Origin of the sequence: Citrobacter sp. Ca225 (genome assembly GCF_030337175.1) — a bacterium.
In the GTDB taxonomy this organism is placed as follows: Bacteria; Pseudomonadota; Gammaproteobacteria; order Enterobacterales; family Enterobacteriaceae; genus Citrobacter_A; species Citrobacter_A amalonaticus.
The window spans coordinates 121,166-139,193 of the sequence record NZ_JAOWCD010000061.1 but is presented as its reverse complement, the minus strand read 5'-3'; the positions used below and the strand labels follow the sequence as shown (position 1 = coordinate 139,193).

16 protein-coding genes are annotated in these 18,028 nt (G+C 54.3%); 7 read left to right on the top strand and 9 right to left on the bottom strand.

The annotated features are described in order from the left end of the window. Positions 1 to 128: 128 nt before the first annotated feature. On the top strand, positions 129 to 896 hold the full coding sequence (locus OGW13_RS07400) for a DedA family protein (RefSeq protein WP_061070530.1): 768 nt from the start codon (positions 129 to 131) through the stop codon (positions 894 to 896). Between the two features lie 40 nt (positions 897 to 936). Here OGW13_RS07400 and thiQ read toward each other — a convergent pair whose 3' ends face one another. The 4 genes from thiQ to sgrR all read right to left on the bottom strand — a co-directional run bounded on the left by thiQ (position 937) and on the right by sgrR (position 6,129). Beyond that, positions 937 to 1,635 (bottom strand): thiamine ABC transporter ATP-binding protein ThiQ, encoded by a 699-nt coding sequence (gene thiQ, locus OGW13_RS07395; RefSeq protein ID WP_044255522.1) that lies wholly within the window; start codon positions 1,633 to 1,635, stop codon positions 937 to 939. Further along, on the bottom strand, positions 1,619 to 3,229 hold the full coding sequence (thiP, locus tag OGW13_RS07390; RefSeq protein ID WP_042997955.1) for a thiamine/thiamine pyrophosphate ABC transporter permease ThiP: 1,611 nt from the start codon (positions 3,227 to 3,229) through the stop codon (positions 1,619 to 1,621). The genes thiQ and thiP overlap by 17 nt, the downstream gene beginning before the upstream one ends. Continuing rightward, entirely contained in the window at positions 3,205 to 4,188 is a 984-nt protein-coding gene (thiB, locus tag OGW13_RS07385) for a thiamine ABC transporter substrate binding subunit (protein WP_044255518.1), read from the bottom strand. The genes thiP and thiB overlap by 25 nt, the downstream gene beginning before the upstream one ends. 285 nt (positions 4,189 to 4,473) lie before the next feature. Further along, positions 4,474 to 6,129: an HTH-type transcriptional regulator SgrR gene (gene sgrR / locus OGW13_RS07380; RefSeq protein WP_044255516.1), complete on the bottom strand. Its 1,656-nt coding sequence runs from the start codon at positions 6,127 to 6,129 to the stop codon at positions 4,474 to 4,476. A 95-nt stretch (positions 6,130 to 6,224) separates the two neighbouring features. On the opposite strand from sgrR, the gene sgrT reads away from it, so the two are divergent. Together sgrT and OGW13_RS07370 are read left to right on the top strand one after the other, a co-directional pair. After that, positions 6,225 to 6,347 (top strand): glucose uptake inhibitor SgrT, encoded by a 123-nt coding sequence (gene sgrT, locus OGW13_RS07375; protein ID WP_042323887.1) that lies wholly within the window; start codon positions 6,225 to 6,227, stop codon positions 6,345 to 6,347. Between the two features lie 109 nt (positions 6,348 to 6,456). Continuing rightward, the gene (locus tag OGW13_RS07370) at positions 6,457 to 7,635 is read left to right on the top strand and encodes a sugar efflux transporter (RefSeq protein WP_287115847.1); all 1,179 of its coding nucleotides are present in this window, start codon (positions 6,457 to 6,459) and stop codon (positions 7,633 to 7,635) included. Positions 7,636 to 7,722: 87 nt separating this feature from the next. On the opposite strand, the gene leuD is transcribed toward OGW13_RS07370, so the two are convergent. The 5 genes from leuD to leuL all read right to left on the bottom strand — a co-directional run bounded on the left by leuD (position 7,723) and on the right by leuL (position 12,580). Next, positions 7,723 to 8,328 carry a 3-isopropylmalate dehydratase small subunit gene (gene leuD, locus OGW13_RS07365; protein ID WP_044255511.1) on the bottom strand — a complete coding sequence of 202 codons (606 nt, stop codon included), beginning with the start codon at positions 8,326 to 8,328 and terminating at the stop codon, positions 7,723 to 7,725. Positions 8,329 to 8,338: 10 nt separating this feature from the next. After that, the gene (gene leuC, locus OGW13_RS07360; protein ID WP_287115846.1) at positions 8,339 to 9,739 is read right to left on the bottom strand and encodes a 3-isopropylmalate dehydratase large subunit; all 1,401 of its coding nucleotides are present in this window, start codon (positions 9,737 to 9,739) and stop codon (positions 8,339 to 8,341) included. Between the two features lie 2 nt (positions 9,740 to 9,741). Next, positions 9,742 to 10,833 (bottom strand): 3-isopropylmalate dehydrogenase, encoded by a 1,092-nt coding sequence (gene leuB, locus OGW13_RS07355; RefSeq protein ID WP_042997949.1) that lies wholly within the window; start codon positions 10,831 to 10,833, stop codon positions 9,742 to 9,744. Then, a complete protein-coding gene (leuA, locus tag OGW13_RS07350; RefSeq protein WP_287115845.1) occupies positions 10,833 to 12,404 on the bottom strand; it encodes a 2-isopropylmalate synthase in 1,572 nt (523 codons plus the stop codon). Before leuA ends, leuB begins: the two co-directional genes overlap by 1 nt. 89 nt (positions 12,405 to 12,493) lie before the next feature. Then, positions 12,494 to 12,580 (bottom strand): leu operon leader peptide, encoded by an 87-nt coding sequence (leuL, locus tag OGW13_RS07345; protein ID WP_042323878.1) that lies wholly within the window; start codon positions 12,578 to 12,580, stop codon positions 12,494 to 12,496. A gap of 658 nt (positions 12,581 to 13,238) precedes the next feature. Here leuL and leuO point away from each other — a divergent pair. The 4 genes from leuO to cra all read left to right on the top strand — a co-directional run bounded on the left by leuO (position 13,239) and on the right by cra (position 17,911). Next, positions 13,239 to 14,189 (top strand): transcriptional regulator LeuO, encoded by a 951-nt coding sequence (gene leuO, locus OGW13_RS07340; protein WP_042997947.1) that lies wholly within the window; start codon positions 13,239 to 13,241, stop codon positions 14,187 to 14,189. A gap of 318 nt (positions 14,190 to 14,507) precedes the next feature. After that, a complete protein-coding gene (ilvI, locus tag OGW13_RS07335) occupies positions 14,508 to 16,232 on the top strand; it encodes an acetolactate synthase 3 large subunit (RefSeq protein WP_044267398.1) in 1,725 nt (574 codons plus the stop codon). A gap of 2 nt (positions 16,233 to 16,234) precedes the next feature. Then, positions 16,235 to 16,726, top strand: coding sequence for an acetolactate synthase small subunit (ilvN, locus tag OGW13_RS07330; RefSeq protein ID WP_042997945.1), 492 nt, complete (start codon positions 16,235 to 16,237; stop codon positions 16,724 to 16,726). Between the two features lie 180 nt (positions 16,727 to 16,906). Then, positions 16,907 to 17,911 (top strand): catabolite repressor/activator, encoded by a 1,005-nt coding sequence (cra, locus tag OGW13_RS07325; protein WP_042997944.1) that lies wholly within the window; start codon positions 16,907 to 16,909, stop codon positions 17,909 to 17,911. Positions 17,912 to 18,028 lie beyond the last annotated feature (117 nt).

Genomic DNA, 18,028 nt, shown 5'->3' with positions numbered 1-18,028 from the left:
TTGTGAAGAAAAAGTGAATGATGTGCCCGTGAAGATGTCATAACCTGTAACTATTCAGATGATTGGTCGCTTGACGTCGCAGGGATGGGTTTGCAGAATCCCTGTTTCGTAAAACTGACGGACGCATTATGCAAGCATTGCTGGAACACTTTATTCTCCAGTCCGCCATGTACGCTTTGATTGCTGTGGCGCTGGTGGCCTTCCTGGAATCGCTGGCGCTGGTGGGGTTGATTTTACCGGGAACGGTATTGATGGCCGGGCTGGGCGCCCTGATAGGCAGCGGGGAACTCAACTTCTGGCATGCATGGCTGGCGGGAATTATCGGCTGTCTGCTTGGCGACTGGATCTCGTTCTGGCTGGGCTGGCGCTTCAAAAAACCGCTGCACCGCTGGTCGTTCATGAAAAAGAACAAAGCGCTGCTCGATAAAACCGAGCACGCACTGCATCAGCACAGTATGTTCACGATTCTGGTGGGACGCTTTGTTGGTCCAACGCGCCCGCTGGTGCCGATGGTCGCCGGAATGCTCGATCTGCCGGTGGCGAAATTCATCACGCCCAACATTATTGGCTGCCTGCTTTGGCCGCCATTTTATTTTCTGCCGGGGATTCTGGCTGGTGCGGCAATTGATATTCCGGCGGGTATGCAAAGTGGCGAGTTTAAATGGCTGCTGCTGGCGACAGCCATCCTGCTGTGGTTCGGTGGCTGGCTGTGCTGGCGCCTGTGGCGTAGTGGAAAAGCCGCGACGGACCGCTTAACGCATTACCTGCCAAAAAGACGCCTGCTCTGGCTGGCGCCGGTGGTGCTGGGGATGGGGATTGTTGCGCTGGTGACGTTGCTTCGCCACCCGCTGATGCCGATGTATCTCGATATTCTGCAAAAAGTGGTGGGCTACTGATATTCCTGCCGGATAAGCGTAAGCGCCATCCGGTAATCCATTATTTTTTAATCCCCAACAGCGCTGAGGCGCTGGCTTTACCGCTCAGCAACTCATCCGTTTCGCCCTGCCACGCGATGCGACCGTCGGCCACGACGACAGAGCGCGGGGCAATGCGCGCCGCATCTTCGACACTGTGCGACACCATCAGTAGCGTCAGTTGCCGGGCATGGCAGATATCGCTTACCAGGGTCAGCATCTCCTGACGTAGCGCGGGATCGAGGGCTGAAAAGGGCTCGTCAAGCAGCAGGATCGGCTGTTCGCGCACCAGACAGCGCGCCAGTGCCACACGCTGGCGTTGACCGCCGGAAAGCTCTCCGGGCAGGCGGGCCATCAGCGTCTCGATCCCCATTTGTTGTGCGATATGCAGGCGCTTCTCTTTCTGTTCGGCGCTTAATTTCAGTCCTGGATCCAACCCCAGACCGATGTTTTGCTCAACGTTTAGATGGCTGAACAGATTGTTCTCCTGAAACAACATCGAAACCGGGCGACGTGATGGCGGCGTGGTGGTGTGGTCTTCCCCTTCGATCAACAGGGTGCCGCGGGCAGGCGTGAGAAAACCGGCAATCAGACTCAGTAACGTACTTTTCCCTGCGCCGCTTGGCCCCAGAATCGCCACCTGTTCACCGCGCGCCACAGACAGCGTAAAGCGCATGGGCAAATGGTGGTAGAGCCAGGTGATATCAGTCAGTCTTAACATTTCGCCCCGGTAACGTCTCAATAACGGTAAATAAAATAAAGCACAGGATCAGCAATAAGAGCGCAGTGACGGCACCGTCCTGACTGCGGTAAGAGCCAATTTGCTGATACAGATAAAACGGCAGGGTGCGGAAATCATCGTTGCCGAACAGCGCCACCACGCCAAAATCGCCGATAGACAGCACACAGGCAAAGGCCAGCGCCTGCGCCAGCGGACGCTTCAATGCCCGCAGTTCTACCACTTTTAGCCGCTGCCAGCCTTCAATCCCCAGCGACTGACACAGCATGGTGTAGCGGGCGGTAATATCGCGCATCGGGTTTTCCAGCACTTTCAACGCGTAGGGAATGGCCATCAGCGCATTGGTGAAAATCACGATGCCGTCAGCGGACTCCGGCAGGCCGATGCTGTTATTGAGCAACAGGAAGAAGCCGGTGGCCAGCACAATGCCTGGCATCGCCAGAATAAGCATCCCGCTTAGCTCCAGCGCTTGTCCTGCCAACAACTGCTGACGGGCGCGCAGTTCGCGGCTGCTCCACAGCAGCATCATCGTCAGGATCACGCACAGCAGACCCGCTGCCAGCGCAATACGCAGCGAAGTCCACACCGCCTGCCACAAAATGGGCTGCGCGAGCACGTCCAGCAGATGGCGATTCACCCCGTCGACCATCACCGCCAACAACGGTGGAAGCAACAGCAGCAGCGCGAGGACGATCAGCAGGGCATCGGTTAAACGGCTGTGCAGCCGATCGTCCGGATCGCGCCAACCCTGAACCAGTGTTGTGCCGGGAGCAATAGCTTTACTCAATCGCTGACTGAGGAGCACCAGCGCCAGACAGCACACCATCTGGATCAGCGCCAGCATGGCGGCGCGGGCAGGATCGTAGTCGAAATTCAGCGCCTGATAAATCGCCAGCTCAATGGTGGTCGCCTGCGGCCCGCCGCCCAGCGACAGCACGGTGGCGAAACTGGCAAAACAGAGCATAAAAATCAGCGCAGCGACCGGTGGGATTTGGCGACGCAGCCATGGCCACTCGACAAAGCGGAAGAACTGCCAACCGCGGATACCCAGTTGGGCGGCAAGCTGACGCTGCTCGCCAGGGATATTCTCCAGCGACTGCAACAGCAGGCGGCTTGCCATCGGCAGATTAAAAAAGATGTGAGCCAGCAGGATGCCCTGCAACCCGTAAGGCGAGAAGGTCCACTCCAGTCCAAGCACGTGCCAGAGCGAAGCCAGCCACCCCTGGCGTCCATAGACGCTGAGAATACCAAACACCGCAACCAGCACGGGGAGGATCAGCGTCATGGCGCACAGGCGCAGCAGGGCCAGACGCCCCGGAAAACGGCGTCGGTACAGTGCACGGGCAAGGAAGATGGCTGGAACAACAGAAAGCACCGCCGACAGGAAGGCCTGCCAGAAGGAAAAACGCACCACGTGCCACAGGTAGCTGTCCTGCCACAGCGAGGACCACGCCGCCTGCGGCGCGTTGAACCACAATGCCAGAAATGCGGCCAGCGCCACCGTCACCATCAACGTGGCGGCACAAAGGCCTGGGATCAGCCAGCCGGCAATTAACGGCTGACGGCGCGTTGCCATTCGCTAATCCATGCCTGGCGTTGTGCTGCCACTTCCGCTGACGTGAATTCCAGGGTCGTTGCGGGTTGAGTCAGTTGTTCAAATCCGGCAGGCAGGGTGACATTTGCCACCGGATACATCCAGTTGCCGGTCGGGATAGCATTCTGGAACGCGGGTGACACCATAAATTTGAGGAACTTTTCTGCCAGCTCAGGCTGCTTACTGGCTGCAGTACGCGCGGCGACCTCCACCTGCAGGTAATGGCCTTCGCTAAAGTTGGCCGCCACGTAGTTCTCTTTTTTCTCTTCGATGATGTGATACGCCGGAGAGGTGGTGTAGCTCAGCACCAGATCGCTTTCACCTTTCAGGAACAGGCCATAAGCTTCGCTCCAGCCTTTGGTGACAGTGACGGTTTTGGCCGCCAGCTTCTGCCACGCTTGCGGCGTTTTATCGCCATACACTTTCTGCATCCACAGCATCAGCCCAAGTCCTGGCGTACTGGTGCGCGGATCCTGATAAATCACCCGCCATTTCTGATCGCTCTCGACCAGCTCCTTCAGGCTTTTCGGTGGGTTTTTCAGTTTGTTTTTGTCATACACGAAAGCGAAGTAGCCGTAATCAAACGGGACGAAGGTGTCATTCTTCCAGCCGCCTGGGACATTGACCGCCTCGCTGGCGACACCGCTTTTCGTGAACAATTGGGTTTGCGTCGCCGCTTCAAGCAGGTTGTTATCCAGTCCCAGCACCACGTCGGCCTTGCTGTTTTTCCCTTCCATTCGCAGGCGATTAAGTAACGACACGCCATCTTCCAGCGCCACCAGCTTCAGTTCACAGTTGCAGTCGGCTTCAAAGGCTTTTTTCACCGCCGGGCCAGGGCCCCAGTCTGCGGCGAACGAGTCGTAGGTGTAGACGGTGAGAACCGGTTTTGCGAAGGCAGGCGCTGCGCACAGGAGTAAAAGGGGAAGACATTTTTTCAACACTTTGCACCTCAAAAGATGGGTGGCAAAGGATTTTGAGCTGTAGCCTCAAATCCCTTCGCCGGCGTTATCCGGATCAGGTTCGACGGGTATTATCTCAGCCCATACGCTTCATCATTCAAGCAGCCTCTGTGTTGGCTGCGTCCGCTCACCCCAGTCACATAGTGTTCTATGCTCCTTGGGATTCACTCGCTTGCCGCCTTGCTGCAGCTTGAATGATTTTGTGTATGTTTATTAGCACCCCGTTGAGAACGGCGTTAGTGTAGTGATTTTGCCGCGTTGCGGCAATCATGGATCCGGCGGCGCAAACCACGCGGATTTAAAGTCGAACCAGCCGAGGGTGTTCATGCGCAGGCCGCGCATACTGCGCTGGCCCTGAATAATCAGCCAGTGGTGGATCAGCGGGACAATGGCTTTGCTGGCAAGCAATTGCTGACACCACATGGCCAGATTCATTTCGCCGGTGCGCCAGCGCGCGGCGTCGGCTTCCCAGTCCAGCGGAATGCAGTGCTGTAACAGCGGGACTTCACACAGATGCGCGAACAAAGAGAAGTCGAGCGGCAGGGTGAAGTTGGCGCTGTTAAGCCAGATGTCGCTTTCAATTTCCCCGGCATGCCATTGATCGTAGTCGATCTCCTGAATCTCTAGCTTCACCTGATGTTCAGCCAGAAGCTGACTCATGATCTGTGCAATCACCTGGTGTTCGATGTGTTCGTGATAATAGGTCAGCGTGAGCGTCTCCAGCCCGGCAGGTTTCTCGCCGTGACCCGGTCGCGCGTGATGCCAGCGGGGCAGTAAGCCATAGGCCGGGAACCAGTGACGTTGATACTGTTCATCGGCATAGTAAAGCAGGTTACTTGGTGACAGTACGCGACTGACCCACTCCCGAACCTCCTGATTGGCGCCGCGATGGGTGCGGGCGTCGAACAACAGATAATAGCATCCCTCTTCCAGGCGGCTTTCGATAGCCTTCTCATCTTCCGTGGGACCTTTCAGCGTCAGGCCGCCGTTTGGCTCGTCGCCGATATCCGGCAGAACCCAGACGTTCACTTCATCAATCAGGGCCCGATAACCGAAGAAATCATCAAATGCATGAATTTTCAGCTGATTACGAGTATTCCGTATCACCGCGTATGGGCCGGTGCCAATCGGATGGCTGGAAAAATTGCTCAGGGTTTCCCATTCGCGCGGCAGGATCATCGCCGGGACCTGGCCCAGCAGCCACGGGAGCCAGCGATCGGGTTGCGAAAGATGAATGTCCAGCGTCCAGGGCGTGGGTGAAACGATCTCGCTGATGTGCGAATAGAGCGGTAAGACGTTAATGCGTGTCAGTGACGACACCACATCGTCCATTTCCAGTTCACGACCGTGGTGAAAATGGATCCCCGGACGCAGGAAAAAGCGCCAGTGCAGGGGGGAGATTTGCTGCCAGTGGTGGGCTATGTCGGCTTCCAGTTCCCCATTTTCCTCATTTACGCGGGTCAGGGCGCTGAAGATTTGGCGGGCAATGTGGGTTTCTGAGCGACGCAGTGCGCTGCCGGGCAGCAGATTTTGCATTGGACGATAGTAAAGTACGCGCAGGATGTGACGGCCCTGACGGAAGCTGCGGCCCAGATGGGAAACCAGCATCTGCCGCACGGCCGTTTTGTCGCCGACCAGTTGCACCAGTTGATCGATGCGATCCTGCTCCAGCAGATCTTCCGCGCGCTGTTGCTGGAGCGCCAGTCCGGTATACAGGAAGGTTAAGCGTGAACGTTTTCCGCGTCCCACTTCCGCCTCCCACGTCAGCCAGCCGCGCTCCTGCATGGTATTGAGCAGCGTGCGCATATGACGGCGCGAGCAGCTCAGCAGATCCGCCAGTTCGTTGAGCGTGGTGTCCTGTGTTTTGCCGTCGCAGCATTGCCACAAGCGGATGAACTGTTGTTGCAGACGGCCAGAAGACATAAAAGGGGAACTCCTGCGGAAAACTCAGCAATTTTATTATCCCTATATTAGGCCAATAATACATTCCGATGAAGCACTATGACGGGGTCATCTATATGCGCCAGTTTTATCAGAAGTACTTTGCCGCGACAGAAGGGTTGTCCTGGTTGGCTTGCCTGAGCGCGCCGCAGCGCTTAAAGATGCTGGAAGAACTGATGCAGTGGGAGGTGACAGCCTGACCCTGGAGTAGCAGACATCATGTGTGACTGAGTATTGGTGTTAATCACCGCGCCAGCAGGTATTATCTGCTGGCTTTTTTCGTTTCGGCTGCGCTGACTAAGGAAAGATATGCTCTGGTTAATGACGATGGGACGACGTCTCAACGGTGTTTACGCGGCGTTTATGCTCGTCGCATTTATGATGGGCGTGGCGGGGGCGCTACAGGCGCCGACGCTGAGCCTGTTTCTCAGTCGCGAGGTCGGGGCGCAGCCGTTCTGGGTGGGGCTGTTTTACACCGTTAACGCCATCGCCGGGATTGGCGTAAGCCTTGTTCTGGCAAAACGCTCGGACAGCCAGGGAGACCGGCGCAAGCTGATTCTGTTTTGTTGCCTGATGGCCATCGGTAATGCGCTGCTGTTTGCCTTTAATCGCCACTACCTGACGCTGATCACCTGCGGCGTACTGCTGGCGTCGCTGGCAAATACCGCGATGCCGCAATTGTTCGCGCTGGCGCGGGAATATGCCGACAGCTCGGCGCGAGAAGTGGTGATGTTCAGCTCTGTGATGCGTGCGCAGCTTTCACTGGCGTGGGTGATTGGCCCGCCGATGGCCTTTATGCTGGCGCTGAATTACGGTTTTACCGTGATGTTTTCGATTGCCGCCGCGATTTTTGTGCTCAGTTTCATCCTGATTGCCTTTATGCTGCCGTCTGTCGCCCGCGTTGAACAACCGGCGGATGCGCCGGTGATCCAGGCTGGTGGCTGGCAGGATAAAAACGTACGCATGTTGTTTATCGCTTCCACGCTGATGTGGACCTGCAACACCATGTATATCATCGATATGCCGTTATGGATTAGCGCGGAGCTTGGACTGCCGGATAAGCTTGCCGGGATCCTGATGGGCACCGCCGCAGGACTGGAAATTCCGATCATGATCCTTGCCGGCTTTTACGTAAAACGCTTCGGTAAGCGCCGGATGATGCTTATTGCCGTCACCGCAGGCGTGCTGTTTTATCTCGGGCTGATTTTCTTCCACAGCCATCAGGCGCTGCTGATATTGCAACTGTTTAATGCGGCGTTTATCGGGATCATTGCCGGTATTGGCATGCTCTGGTTTCAGGATCTAATGCCGGGCAGGGCCGGATCGGCGACGACGCTATTTACCAACAGTATTTCGACCGGCGTAATTCTGGCGGGGGTGATCCAGGGCGCGGTTGCTCAGAGCTATGGTCACTTCGCGGTATACTGGGTGATTGCGGCGATTTCGTTGGTTACGCTGGTGATGACCGGGCGGGTGAAAGACGTTTGAATTATGATTGACGGATGGCGGCTAACGCCTTTCCGACCTACAGAAATCCGTAGGCCGGATAAGCACAGTGCTTCCGGCATGGCGGACTTAGCGCATAAACGCCGGTTGTTTCTCTTCGTAGGCGGCGATCGCGTCTTCGTGTTGCAGCGTCAACCCGATGCTGTCCAGACCGTTCAGCATGCAGTGGCGGCGGAAGGCGTCGATGTTAAAGTGATACGTTTTCTCGCCTGCTTTCACGACCTGCGCTTCCAGATCCACTTCGAAGTGAATACCCGGATTCGCCTGTACCAGCGTAAACAACTCGTCGACTTCTTCATCACTTAACTTCACGGGCAGCAGTTGGTTGTTAAAGCTGTTGCCGTAGAAGATGTCCGCGAAGCTCGGCGCAATCACCACTTTGAAGCCGTAGTCCGTCAACGCCCACGGCGCGTGCTCACGAGAAGAGCCGCAGCCGAAGTTTTCACGCGCCAGCAGAATCGAGGCGCCCTGGTATTCAGGGAAGTTCAGGACGAACTCCGGATTCGGCTGCTGACCTTTTTCATCCAGAAAACGCCAGTCATTGAACAGGTGTGCGCCAAAACCGGTGCGGGTAACCTTCTGCAAAAACTGCTTAGGAATGATGGCGTCAGTATCGACGTTGGCGGCATCCAGCGGGACAACCAGGCCGTTATGTTGGGTAAATTTCTCTGCCATGGGAGTCTCCTTATTTGATGCTGCGAATGTCGGCAAAATGACCGGTAACGGCGGCAGCCGCGGCCATCGCCGGGCTGACCAGATGGGTACGCCCACCGCGGCCCTGACGCCCTTCAAAGTTACGGTTGCTGGTTGACGCGCAGCGTTCGCCCGGATTCAGGCGATCGTTATTCATCGCCAGACACATGGAGCACCCCGGCAGACGCCATTCGAATCCGGCTTCGATAAAGATCTTATCTAACCCTTCCGCTTCTGCCTGCGCTTTGACCGGACCGGATCCTGGAACCACCAGCGCCTGGACGCCCGGCGCGACTTTACGACCTTTGGCGACCTCTGCGGCGGCGCGCAAATCTTCAATACGCGAGTTAGTGCACGAGCCGATGAACACTTTATCGATCGCCACTTCCGTTAACGGTACACCCGGTTTCAGGCCCATATAGGCCAGCGCTTTTTCAGCACTGGCGCGCTCAACCGGATCGGTAAACGACGCCGGATCGGGAATGTTGTCCGTCACGGAGATCACCTGGCCCGGGTTGGTTCCCCAGGTCACCTGAGGAGCAATCTCTTCAGCCTGTAAGGTGACAACCGTATCAAAGCGTGCGTCGGCGTCGGTTTGCAACGTTTTCCAGTACGCGACTGCGTTATCAAAATCTTTACCTTTCGGCGCGTGCAGACGACCTTTGACGTAGTTAAAGGTGGTTTCATCCGGGGCGACTAATCCGGCTTTGGCACCCATTTCAATCGCCATGTTGCACAGGGTCATGCGGCCTTCCATGCTCAGGGCTCGGATGGCATCGCCACAAAACTCAACGACATGACCGGTACCGCCGGCGCTACCGGTTTTACCGATAATCGCCAGTACGATGTCTTTGGCGGTGATTCCCGGCGCTGCGGTGCCTTTGACTTCAATCTTCATGGTTTTGGCGCGGCCCTGCTTCAGGGTCTGGGTAGCCAGCACGTGCTCGACTTCGGAGGTGCCGATACCGAACGCCAGCGCGCCAAAGGCGCCGTGGGTCGCGGTATGCGAGTCGCCGCAGACGATGGTCATTCCCGGCAGGGTGACGCCTTGTTCGGGCCCCATCACGTGAACGATGCCCTGATACGGGTGGTTCAGATCGTACAGCTCAACGCCAAATTCGTTACAGTTCTTAATCAGTTCCTGCATCTGGATACGCGCCATCTCGCCGGACGCATTGATATCTTTGGTCTGCGTGGAGACGTTGTGATCCATCGTGGCAAAGATTTTACCCGGCTGGCGAACCGGGCGACCATGCGCACGCAGGCCGTCGAACGCCTGCGGAGAGGTCACTTCATGCACCAGATGTCGGTCGATATACAGCAGCGGGGTTTCGTTTTGCGCTTCATAGACGACGTGCGCATCAAACAATTTTTCGTATAACGTTTTAGCCATGATTACACCCCTTGTGCGACATAACGAGCAATGATGTCGCCCATCTCATCGGTACCGACGGCAGCCGCGCCACGGGCTAAATCACCGGTGCGGATACCTTCTTCTAATGCGCGGTTAACCGCACGTTCAATGGCGGATGCCGCGTCATCGGCATCCAGGCTGTAGCGCAGCAGCAGCGCCAGCGACAAAATTTGCGCAATCGGGTTAGCAATATTCTTGCCGGCAATATCTGGTGCGGAGCCGCCCGCCGGTTCATACAAACCAAAACCCTGCTCGTTCAGACTGGCGGAGGGCAACATCCCCATCGAGCCGGTGATCATCGCGCATTCATCAGACAGAATGTCGCCAAACAGGTTGGAGCACAGCAGCACGTCAAACTGGGACGGGTCTTTAATCAACTGCATGGTGGCGTTGTCGATGTACATGTGCGCCAGCTCAACGTCCGGATATTCTTTGGCAATTTCATTGACGATTTCGCGCCACAAAATAGACGTTTGCAGAACGTTAGCTTTGTCGATGGAGGTCACTTTACGGCGGCGTTTACGCGCAGATTCAAACGCAATGCGCGCGATACGTTCAATTTCAAAGCGGTGATAGACCTCGGTATCGAACGCTTTTTCATGCTGGCCGCTGCCTTCGCGACCTTTTGGCTGACCGAAGTAGATCCCGCCGGTCAGTTCACGGACGCACAAAATGTCGAAGCCATTCGCGGCGATGTCGGCGCGCAGAGGGCAGAAAGCTTCCAGTCCCTGATACAGTTTTGCCGGACGCAGGTTGCTGAACAGTTTGAAGTGCTTGCGCAGCGGCAGCAGCGCGCCGCGTTCCGGCTGGCTGTCCGGCGGCAGATGTTCCCATTTCGGGCCGCCGACGGAGCCAAACAGAACGGCATCGGCCTGTTCGCAGCCTTCCACCGTCGCCTTCGGCAGCGGTTGACCGTGGTTGTCGATCGCCGCGCCGCCGACATCATAATGGCTGGTGGTAATGCGCATCTCAAAACGATGGCGAATAGCGTCCAGGACTTTCAGGGCTTGCGTCATCACTTCCGGACCAATACCGTCGCCCGGCAAAACAGCAATATGGTAGTTCTTCGACATCACACGGTTTCCTTGTTGTTCTCGTTGTTCTGAGCTTTACGTTGCAACTCTTTTTCGACTTCTGCCGCACGCCAGATGTTGTTCAGCACGTGCACCATCGCTTTCGCGGAAGATTCAACAATGTCTGTCGCCAGACCGACGCCGTGGAAACGACGTCCGTTATAGTTGGCGACGATATCGACCTGACCCAGTGCGTCTTTGCCATGTCCTTTGGCGGACAGGCTATATTTCACCAGTTCAATGTCGTAATCGGTAATGCGGTTGATCGCCTGGTAAATGGCATCGACCGGGCCGTTACCGTTAGCCGCTTCGGCTTTTACGTCACTGCCGCAGGCCAGCTTGACGGAGGCAGTGGCGATATCGTTAGAGCCCGACTGGACGCTGAAATAATCCAGGCGGAAGTGCTCAGGCTCTTCCTGTTGCTTACCAATAAACGCCAGCGCTTCCAGATCGTAATCAAACACCTGACCTTTCTTGTCGGCCAGCTTCAGGAAGGCGTCGTACAGATTGTCCAGGCTGTATTCACTCTCTTTATAACCCATCTCATCCATACGGTGTTTTACCGCTGCGCGCCCGGAACGGGAGGTCAGATTCAACTGCACCTGATTCAGACCGATGGATTCCGGCGTCATGATTTCGTAGTTTTCACGGTTCTTCAGCACGCCGTCCTGGTGGATCCCTGAGGAGTGGGCAAACGCACCGCTGCCGACAATCGCTTTGTTCGCCGGGATCGGCATGTTGCAGATCTGGCTGACCAACTGACTGGTACGCCAGATCTCCTGATGGTTAATGCGAGTGTTGACGTTCAGGATGTCCTGGCGAACTTTAATCGCCATGATTACCTCTTCCAGCGAACAGTTACCGGCACGCTCGCCAATGCCGTTCATCGCGCCTTCAACCTGACGGGCGCCAGCGTGAACCGCAGCCAGCGCGTTGCCGACGCCCAGACCTAAGTCGTCATGGGTATGGACGGAAATGATCGCTTTATCGATGTTTGGTACGCGCTCATACAGACCGGAGATAATGCCCGCAAACTCGAAGGGCATGGTGTAGCCGACGGTGTCCGGAATGTTGATGGTTTTAGCGCCAGCATTAATGGCGGCTTCCACAACGCGGGCCAGATCGGCGATCGGCGTACGGCCAGCATCTTCACAAGAGAATTCTACATCGTCGGTGTAATTACGTGCGCGTTTCACCATATAGACCGCGCGCTCAATCACCTCGTCCAGCGTGCTGCGCAGTTTAGTAGCGATATGCATCGGTGAGGTGGCGATAAAGGTATGAATACGGAAGGCTTCAGCAACCTTCAGCGACTCAGCCGCGACGTCGATATCTTTTTCCACACAGCGGGCTAATGCGCAAACCCGGCTGTTCTTGACCCGACGAGCGATAGTTTGTACGGATTCGAAGTCGCCGGGAGAGGAGACCGGAAAGCCGACTTCCATCACGTCAACACCCATACGCTCAAGGGCCAGCGCAATCTGCAGCTTCTCTTTCACACTCAGGCTTGCCTGTAACGCCTGTTCACCGTCGCGTAAAGTGGTATCGAAAATAATGACTTGCTGGCTCATGTTTTAGGTCCTTAGTCTTTAGGGCGCCTTGCTTCGAGCATAAAAAAACCCGCGCAACGGCGCGGGTTTTTTATCTTACTGGATACGACTTAATGCTGAATGCCGCTCACCAGTCTACCGCGCAACGAAGATGCGTTTAGTAGTAGTAGACCGTTAAAGCGAGCGATACGAATCATTAAATCAACTCCAGGCGAATGCGATATGCTTTTAGTGGTACTGGATACGATGACTGATGTCAACCCCACCGCTGAAAACACCGCCCCAGTCAGAAGAAAAGGGAGGGGCTGATTTAGCTAATTGTGCTGAACTTTTTCTGTTATTGCCGATGAAAAAACGGCGGAGGGCTTACACTTTTCATCGTTTGACATATTTAAGCACGCTTTTTTTCAAATGCTGTCACGGCAGTCTGATAAGTCACGAACGCAATAAATTAGTTATCCATATGATTTTGAAGATTTTATGGTAGTTAATAATAAATTAATAATGGGGGTGAATATGGCAATTGATAAGCTAATGTTAAGAATTAACGCGTGAGTAATATAAAAATTTAATTGAATGCCAGCATTTTATTCATAAAGCTCATGATTGTTTATTGGCGTCGCTTATGTTTATATTGCTCCCGTCATTGAAATTTATGATTTATCGTGCGGGGAAGGATTCCACATCGTGCTGATGCGGGGTTTTTACGGCGATCTTCCCGCACCTTTATGTTTTCCGAAATTTTATCTCTGCCCTTTTTCTTATTTTATATGCATGGTAAATCATATTTTCTGAGATTATTTCTCTGCATTCCGGCAAGCAAAAAGGGAGTTAAGCGTGACAGTGGAGTTAAGTATGCCAGAAGTAACCGTTGATAAACCTAATCCCCATCATTTAGAGATGGATAAACCGCAACTTCGTATGGTTGATCTTAATCTATTGACTGTATTTGATGCGGTAATGCAGGAGCAGAATATTACCCGTGCCGCGCATGCTCTTGGCATGTCGCAGCCAGCCGTAAGTAACGCCGTGGCGCGTCTTAAAGTGATGTTTAATGACGAACTTTTTGTTCGCTACGGTCGCGGTATTCAACCCACCGCGCGGGCCTTCCAGCTTTTCGGTTCCGTCCGCCAGGCGCTGCAATTAGTGCAGAATGAATTGCCCGGTTCAGGATTTGAACCTGGCAGCAGTGAGCGTGTGTTTCATCTTTGCGTTTGCAGTCCGCTGGATAATATTCTGACCTCTTTAATTTATAATCGTATTGAAAAAATCGCCCCTAATATTCATGTTGTATTTAAGTCCTCTTTAAATAAGGATACTGAACACCAATTACGTTATCAGGAAACTGAGTTCGTTATTAGTTATGAAGAATTCCGTCGTCCTGAATTTACAAGTATTCCATTGTTTAATGACGAAATGGTGCTGGTCGCCAGTCGTAAGCATCCACGCATTAACGGACCATTGGTGGAAAGCGATGTTTATAATGAACAGCATGCGGTCGTTTCACTTGACCGTTTTGACTCGTTTAGTCGGCCCTGGTATGACTCGGTTGATTCGCAATCGTGTGTAGCCTATCAGGGGATGGCATTAATCAGTGTGCTTAATGTTGTTTCGCAAACGCATCTGGTGGCTATTGCCCCTCGCTGGTTAGCTGAAGAGTTTGCACCCTCTCTGGATCTACAAATATTACCGTTACCTTTAAAATTGAATAGCAGAACTTGTTATCTGTCATGGCATGAAGCTGCGGGTCGGGACAAAGGGCACCAATGGATGGAAGAATTGTTAGCTTCCGTCTGCAAGCGTTAGGCATGAATGAGATAAACCGGGTGCAGACATCCGGTTTATCCTGTCTGTTTTTTATTTATTGGCATTTTATTCTGAATTGAGTCTGGCTATCTTTCTTTCATTCGCGTAAAAATTGATGATTCGCTGTATGCGCCCATTTTCAACCGATTAATTCTCATTATCTGAGAAAAATTTAGTTTAATTCACCGTTTCTTCGTCGCTTACCTCTCTTTTATGCTTATTTTCCGGCGTCTTTCCCCCTTTCTCTGAATTGCCTGCGCCCTGGGGAGCGGTTAAGGTGTTTTACACATCATTAATCGTCATTCAGTGAGGCAAGCCATGGAGATGTTGTCTGGAGCCGAAATGGTCGTCCGATCGCTTATCGATCAGGGCGTTAAGCAGGTATTCGGTTATCCCGGGGGCGCCGTCCTCGATATTTATGATGCGTTGCATACGGTCGGTGGGATCGATCATGTGCTCGTCCGCCATGAACAGGCGGCCGTGCATATGGCCGATGGCCTGGCGCGGGCAACGGGGGAAGTGGGCGTGGTGCTGGTAACTTCCGGCCCAGGCGCCACCAATGCGATTACTGGAATCGCAACGGCGTATATGGATTCTATTCCGTTAGTGATTCTTTCCGGTCAGGTCGCGACCTCGTTGATTGGCTACGACGCCTTTCAGGAGTGCGACATGGTGGGGATCTCCCGCCCGGTCGTGAAACACAGTTTTCTGGTGAAGCAGACGGAAGATATTCCACAGGTGCTGAAAAAGGCCTTCTGGCTGGCGGCGAGCGGTCGTCCGGGTCCGGTGGTGGTGGATTTGCCGAAGGATATTCTTAATCCCGGCAAAAAACTGCCTTATTCCTGGCCAGAATCAGTCAGCATGCGGTCGTATAACCCGACCACGGCGGGCCATAAAGGGCAGATTAAGCGCGCTCTGCAAACGCTGGTTGCGGCAAAAAAACCGGTTGTCTATGTCGGCGGCGGGGCGGTGACGGCGGGATGCCACGAGCAGCTGCGTCAGACCATCGAAACGCTTAACCTGCCGGTGGTCTCTTCGCTGATGGGGCTTGGGGCATTTCCCGCAACGCACCGTCAGTCGCTCGGGATGCTGGGCATGCATGGCACTTATGAAGCCAACATGACGATGCATAACGCCGATGTGATTTTTGCCGTTGGGGTACGTTTTGACGATCGCACAACGAATAATCTGGCCAAGTATTGCCCGAATGCAACGGTGTTGCATATTGATATCGACCCGACATCCATTTCCAAGACGGTGACGGCGGATATCCCGATTGTCGGGGATGCACGTCAGGTGCTGGAGCAGTTACTGGAATTATTGCCGCAGGAATCCGCTCAGCAGCCGCTGGATGATATTCGTGACTGGTGGCAACAGATTGAACGCTGGCGCGCGCGTCAGTGCCTGAAATATGACACGCACAGCGAAAGTATCAAACCGCAGGCGGTCATTGAGGCTATCTGGCGTCTGACCAATGGCGATGCGTATGTGACGTCGGATGTGGGTCAGCATCAGATGTTTGCCGCCCTTTATTACCCCTTCGATAAACCGCGCCGTTGGATCAACTCTGGTGGTCTCGGTACGATGGGTTTCGGCCTGCCTGCGGCACTGGGGGTAAAAATGGCGCTGCCGGAGGAAACGGTGGTCTGTGTGACCGGTGACGGCAGTATTCAGATGAACATTCAGGAGTTGTCGACCGCGCTGCAGTATAAACTGCCGGTTCTGGTGCTAAACCTGAACAACCGTTATCTGGGCATGGTGAAGCAGTGGCAGGACATGATCTACTCGGGTCGTCACTCTCAATCGTATATGCAGTCGCTGCCTGATTTTGTTCGCCTGGCGGAAGCCTACGGACATGTCGGCATTCAGATTTCTCGTCCTGATCAACTGGAAAGTCAATTGAGTGAAGCGCTGGCGCAAGTGAAAAACGGTCGTCTGGTGTTTGTTGATGTTACCGTCGATGGCAGCGAACACGTCTACCCGATGCAGATTCGCGGCGGCGGGATGGATGAAATGTGGTTAAGTAAAACGGAGAGGACCTGATTATGCGCCGGATATTATCAGTACTGCTGGAGAACGAATCCGGTGCGCTGTCGCGCGTGATCGGCCTTTTTGCTCAGCGGGGTTACAACATTGAGAGCCTGACCGTCGCGCCGACGGACGATCCGACGCTCTCTCGTATGACCATCCAGACGGTAGGCGACGAGAAAGTACTGGAGCAAATTGAAAAGCAACTGCACAAGCTGGTGGATGTGTTGCGGGTCAGCGAACTTGGGCACGGCGCGCACGTCGAGCGCGAAATCATGCTCGTGAAGATTCAGGCCAGCGGCTATGGTCGGGAAGAGGTGAAACGCAACACGGAGATTTTTCGTGGGCAGATTATTGATGTCACGCCAAACCTCTACACCGTTCAGCTGGCGGGGACCAGCGATAAGCTGGACGCTTTTCTGGCAACGCTGCGCGAAGTGGCGAAAATCGTTGAGGTTGCGCGTTCCGGGGTGGTGGGACTATCGCGCGGCGACAAAATAATGCGCTAATCATTCTCTTTTCGTTAATTCATATGCCCAACGTCCTCCGTTGGGCATTTTTTTGCGAAATCCGTGGTAACCCGGAATAAAAGCGGTTGCCGCAGTAACTATTCTGCGCTTAGATGTTACCGATTTTAACCCATGCCGTTACAATGGTTATGGTTTGTACATTTTACGCAAGGGGCAATTGTGAAACTGGATGAAATCGCTCGGCTGGCTGGTGTATCGCGAACGACTGCAAGCTACGTAATTAACGGAAAAGCAAAGCAATACCGCGTGAGCGACAAGACTGTCGAAAAAGTCATGGCGGTGGTGCGTGAGCATAATTACCACCCGAATGCTGTGGCTGCCGGGCTGCGTGCTGGACGCACACGTTCTATCGGTCTGGTGATCCCGGATCTGGAGAACACGAGCTATACCCGTATTGCGAATTATCTTGAACGCCAGGCGCGCCAGCGTGGTTATCAACTGCTGATTGCCTGTTCGGAAGATCAGCCTGATAACGAAATGCGTTGCATTGAACATCTTTTACAGCGTCAGGTTGATGCGATCATTGTCTCCACATCGTTGCCGCCGGAACACCCGTTCTATCAACGCTGGGCCAATGATACCTTCCCAATTGTGGCGCTGGATCGTGCATTAGATCGTGAACATTTTACCAGTGTCGTGGGTGCCGATCAGGACGATGCCGAAATGCTGGCCGCAGAGTTGCGTAAGTTCCCGGCTGACACCGTGCTCTATCTGGGCGCGCTGCCGGAGTTGTCTGTGAGCTTCCTGCGCGAGCAGGGTTTCCGTGCTGCCTGGAAAGACGATCCGCGTGAAGTGAATTTTCTGTATGCCAACAGCTATGAGCGTGACGCGGCGGCACAGCTATTTGAAAAATGGCTGGAGACGCATCCGATGCCGCAGGCGCTGTTTACCACCTCATTTGCCCTGTTGCAGGGGGTGATGGATGTGACGTTGCGTCGTGATGGTAAGCTGCCTTCCGACCTGGCGATTGCGACCTTTGGCGACAACGAACTGCTGGATTTCTTACAGTGCCCGGTTCTGGCCGTGGCGCAGCGCCATCGTGATGTTGCAGAGCGCGTGCTGGAAATTGTCCTGGCGAGTCTGGATGAGCCGCGTAAACCAAAACCTGGTTTAACGCGCATTAAACGTAATCTCTATCGTCGTGGCGTATTAAGCCGCAGCTAGTCAATTTTTGAATTCTGCGCCAGAAGACAATTTTTCTGGCGCAACTTAACGCTCCCCTCTCCACAATACCCTCACCATAATTAAGATTATTCCTTATAATTTTCTCAACTTTACCGA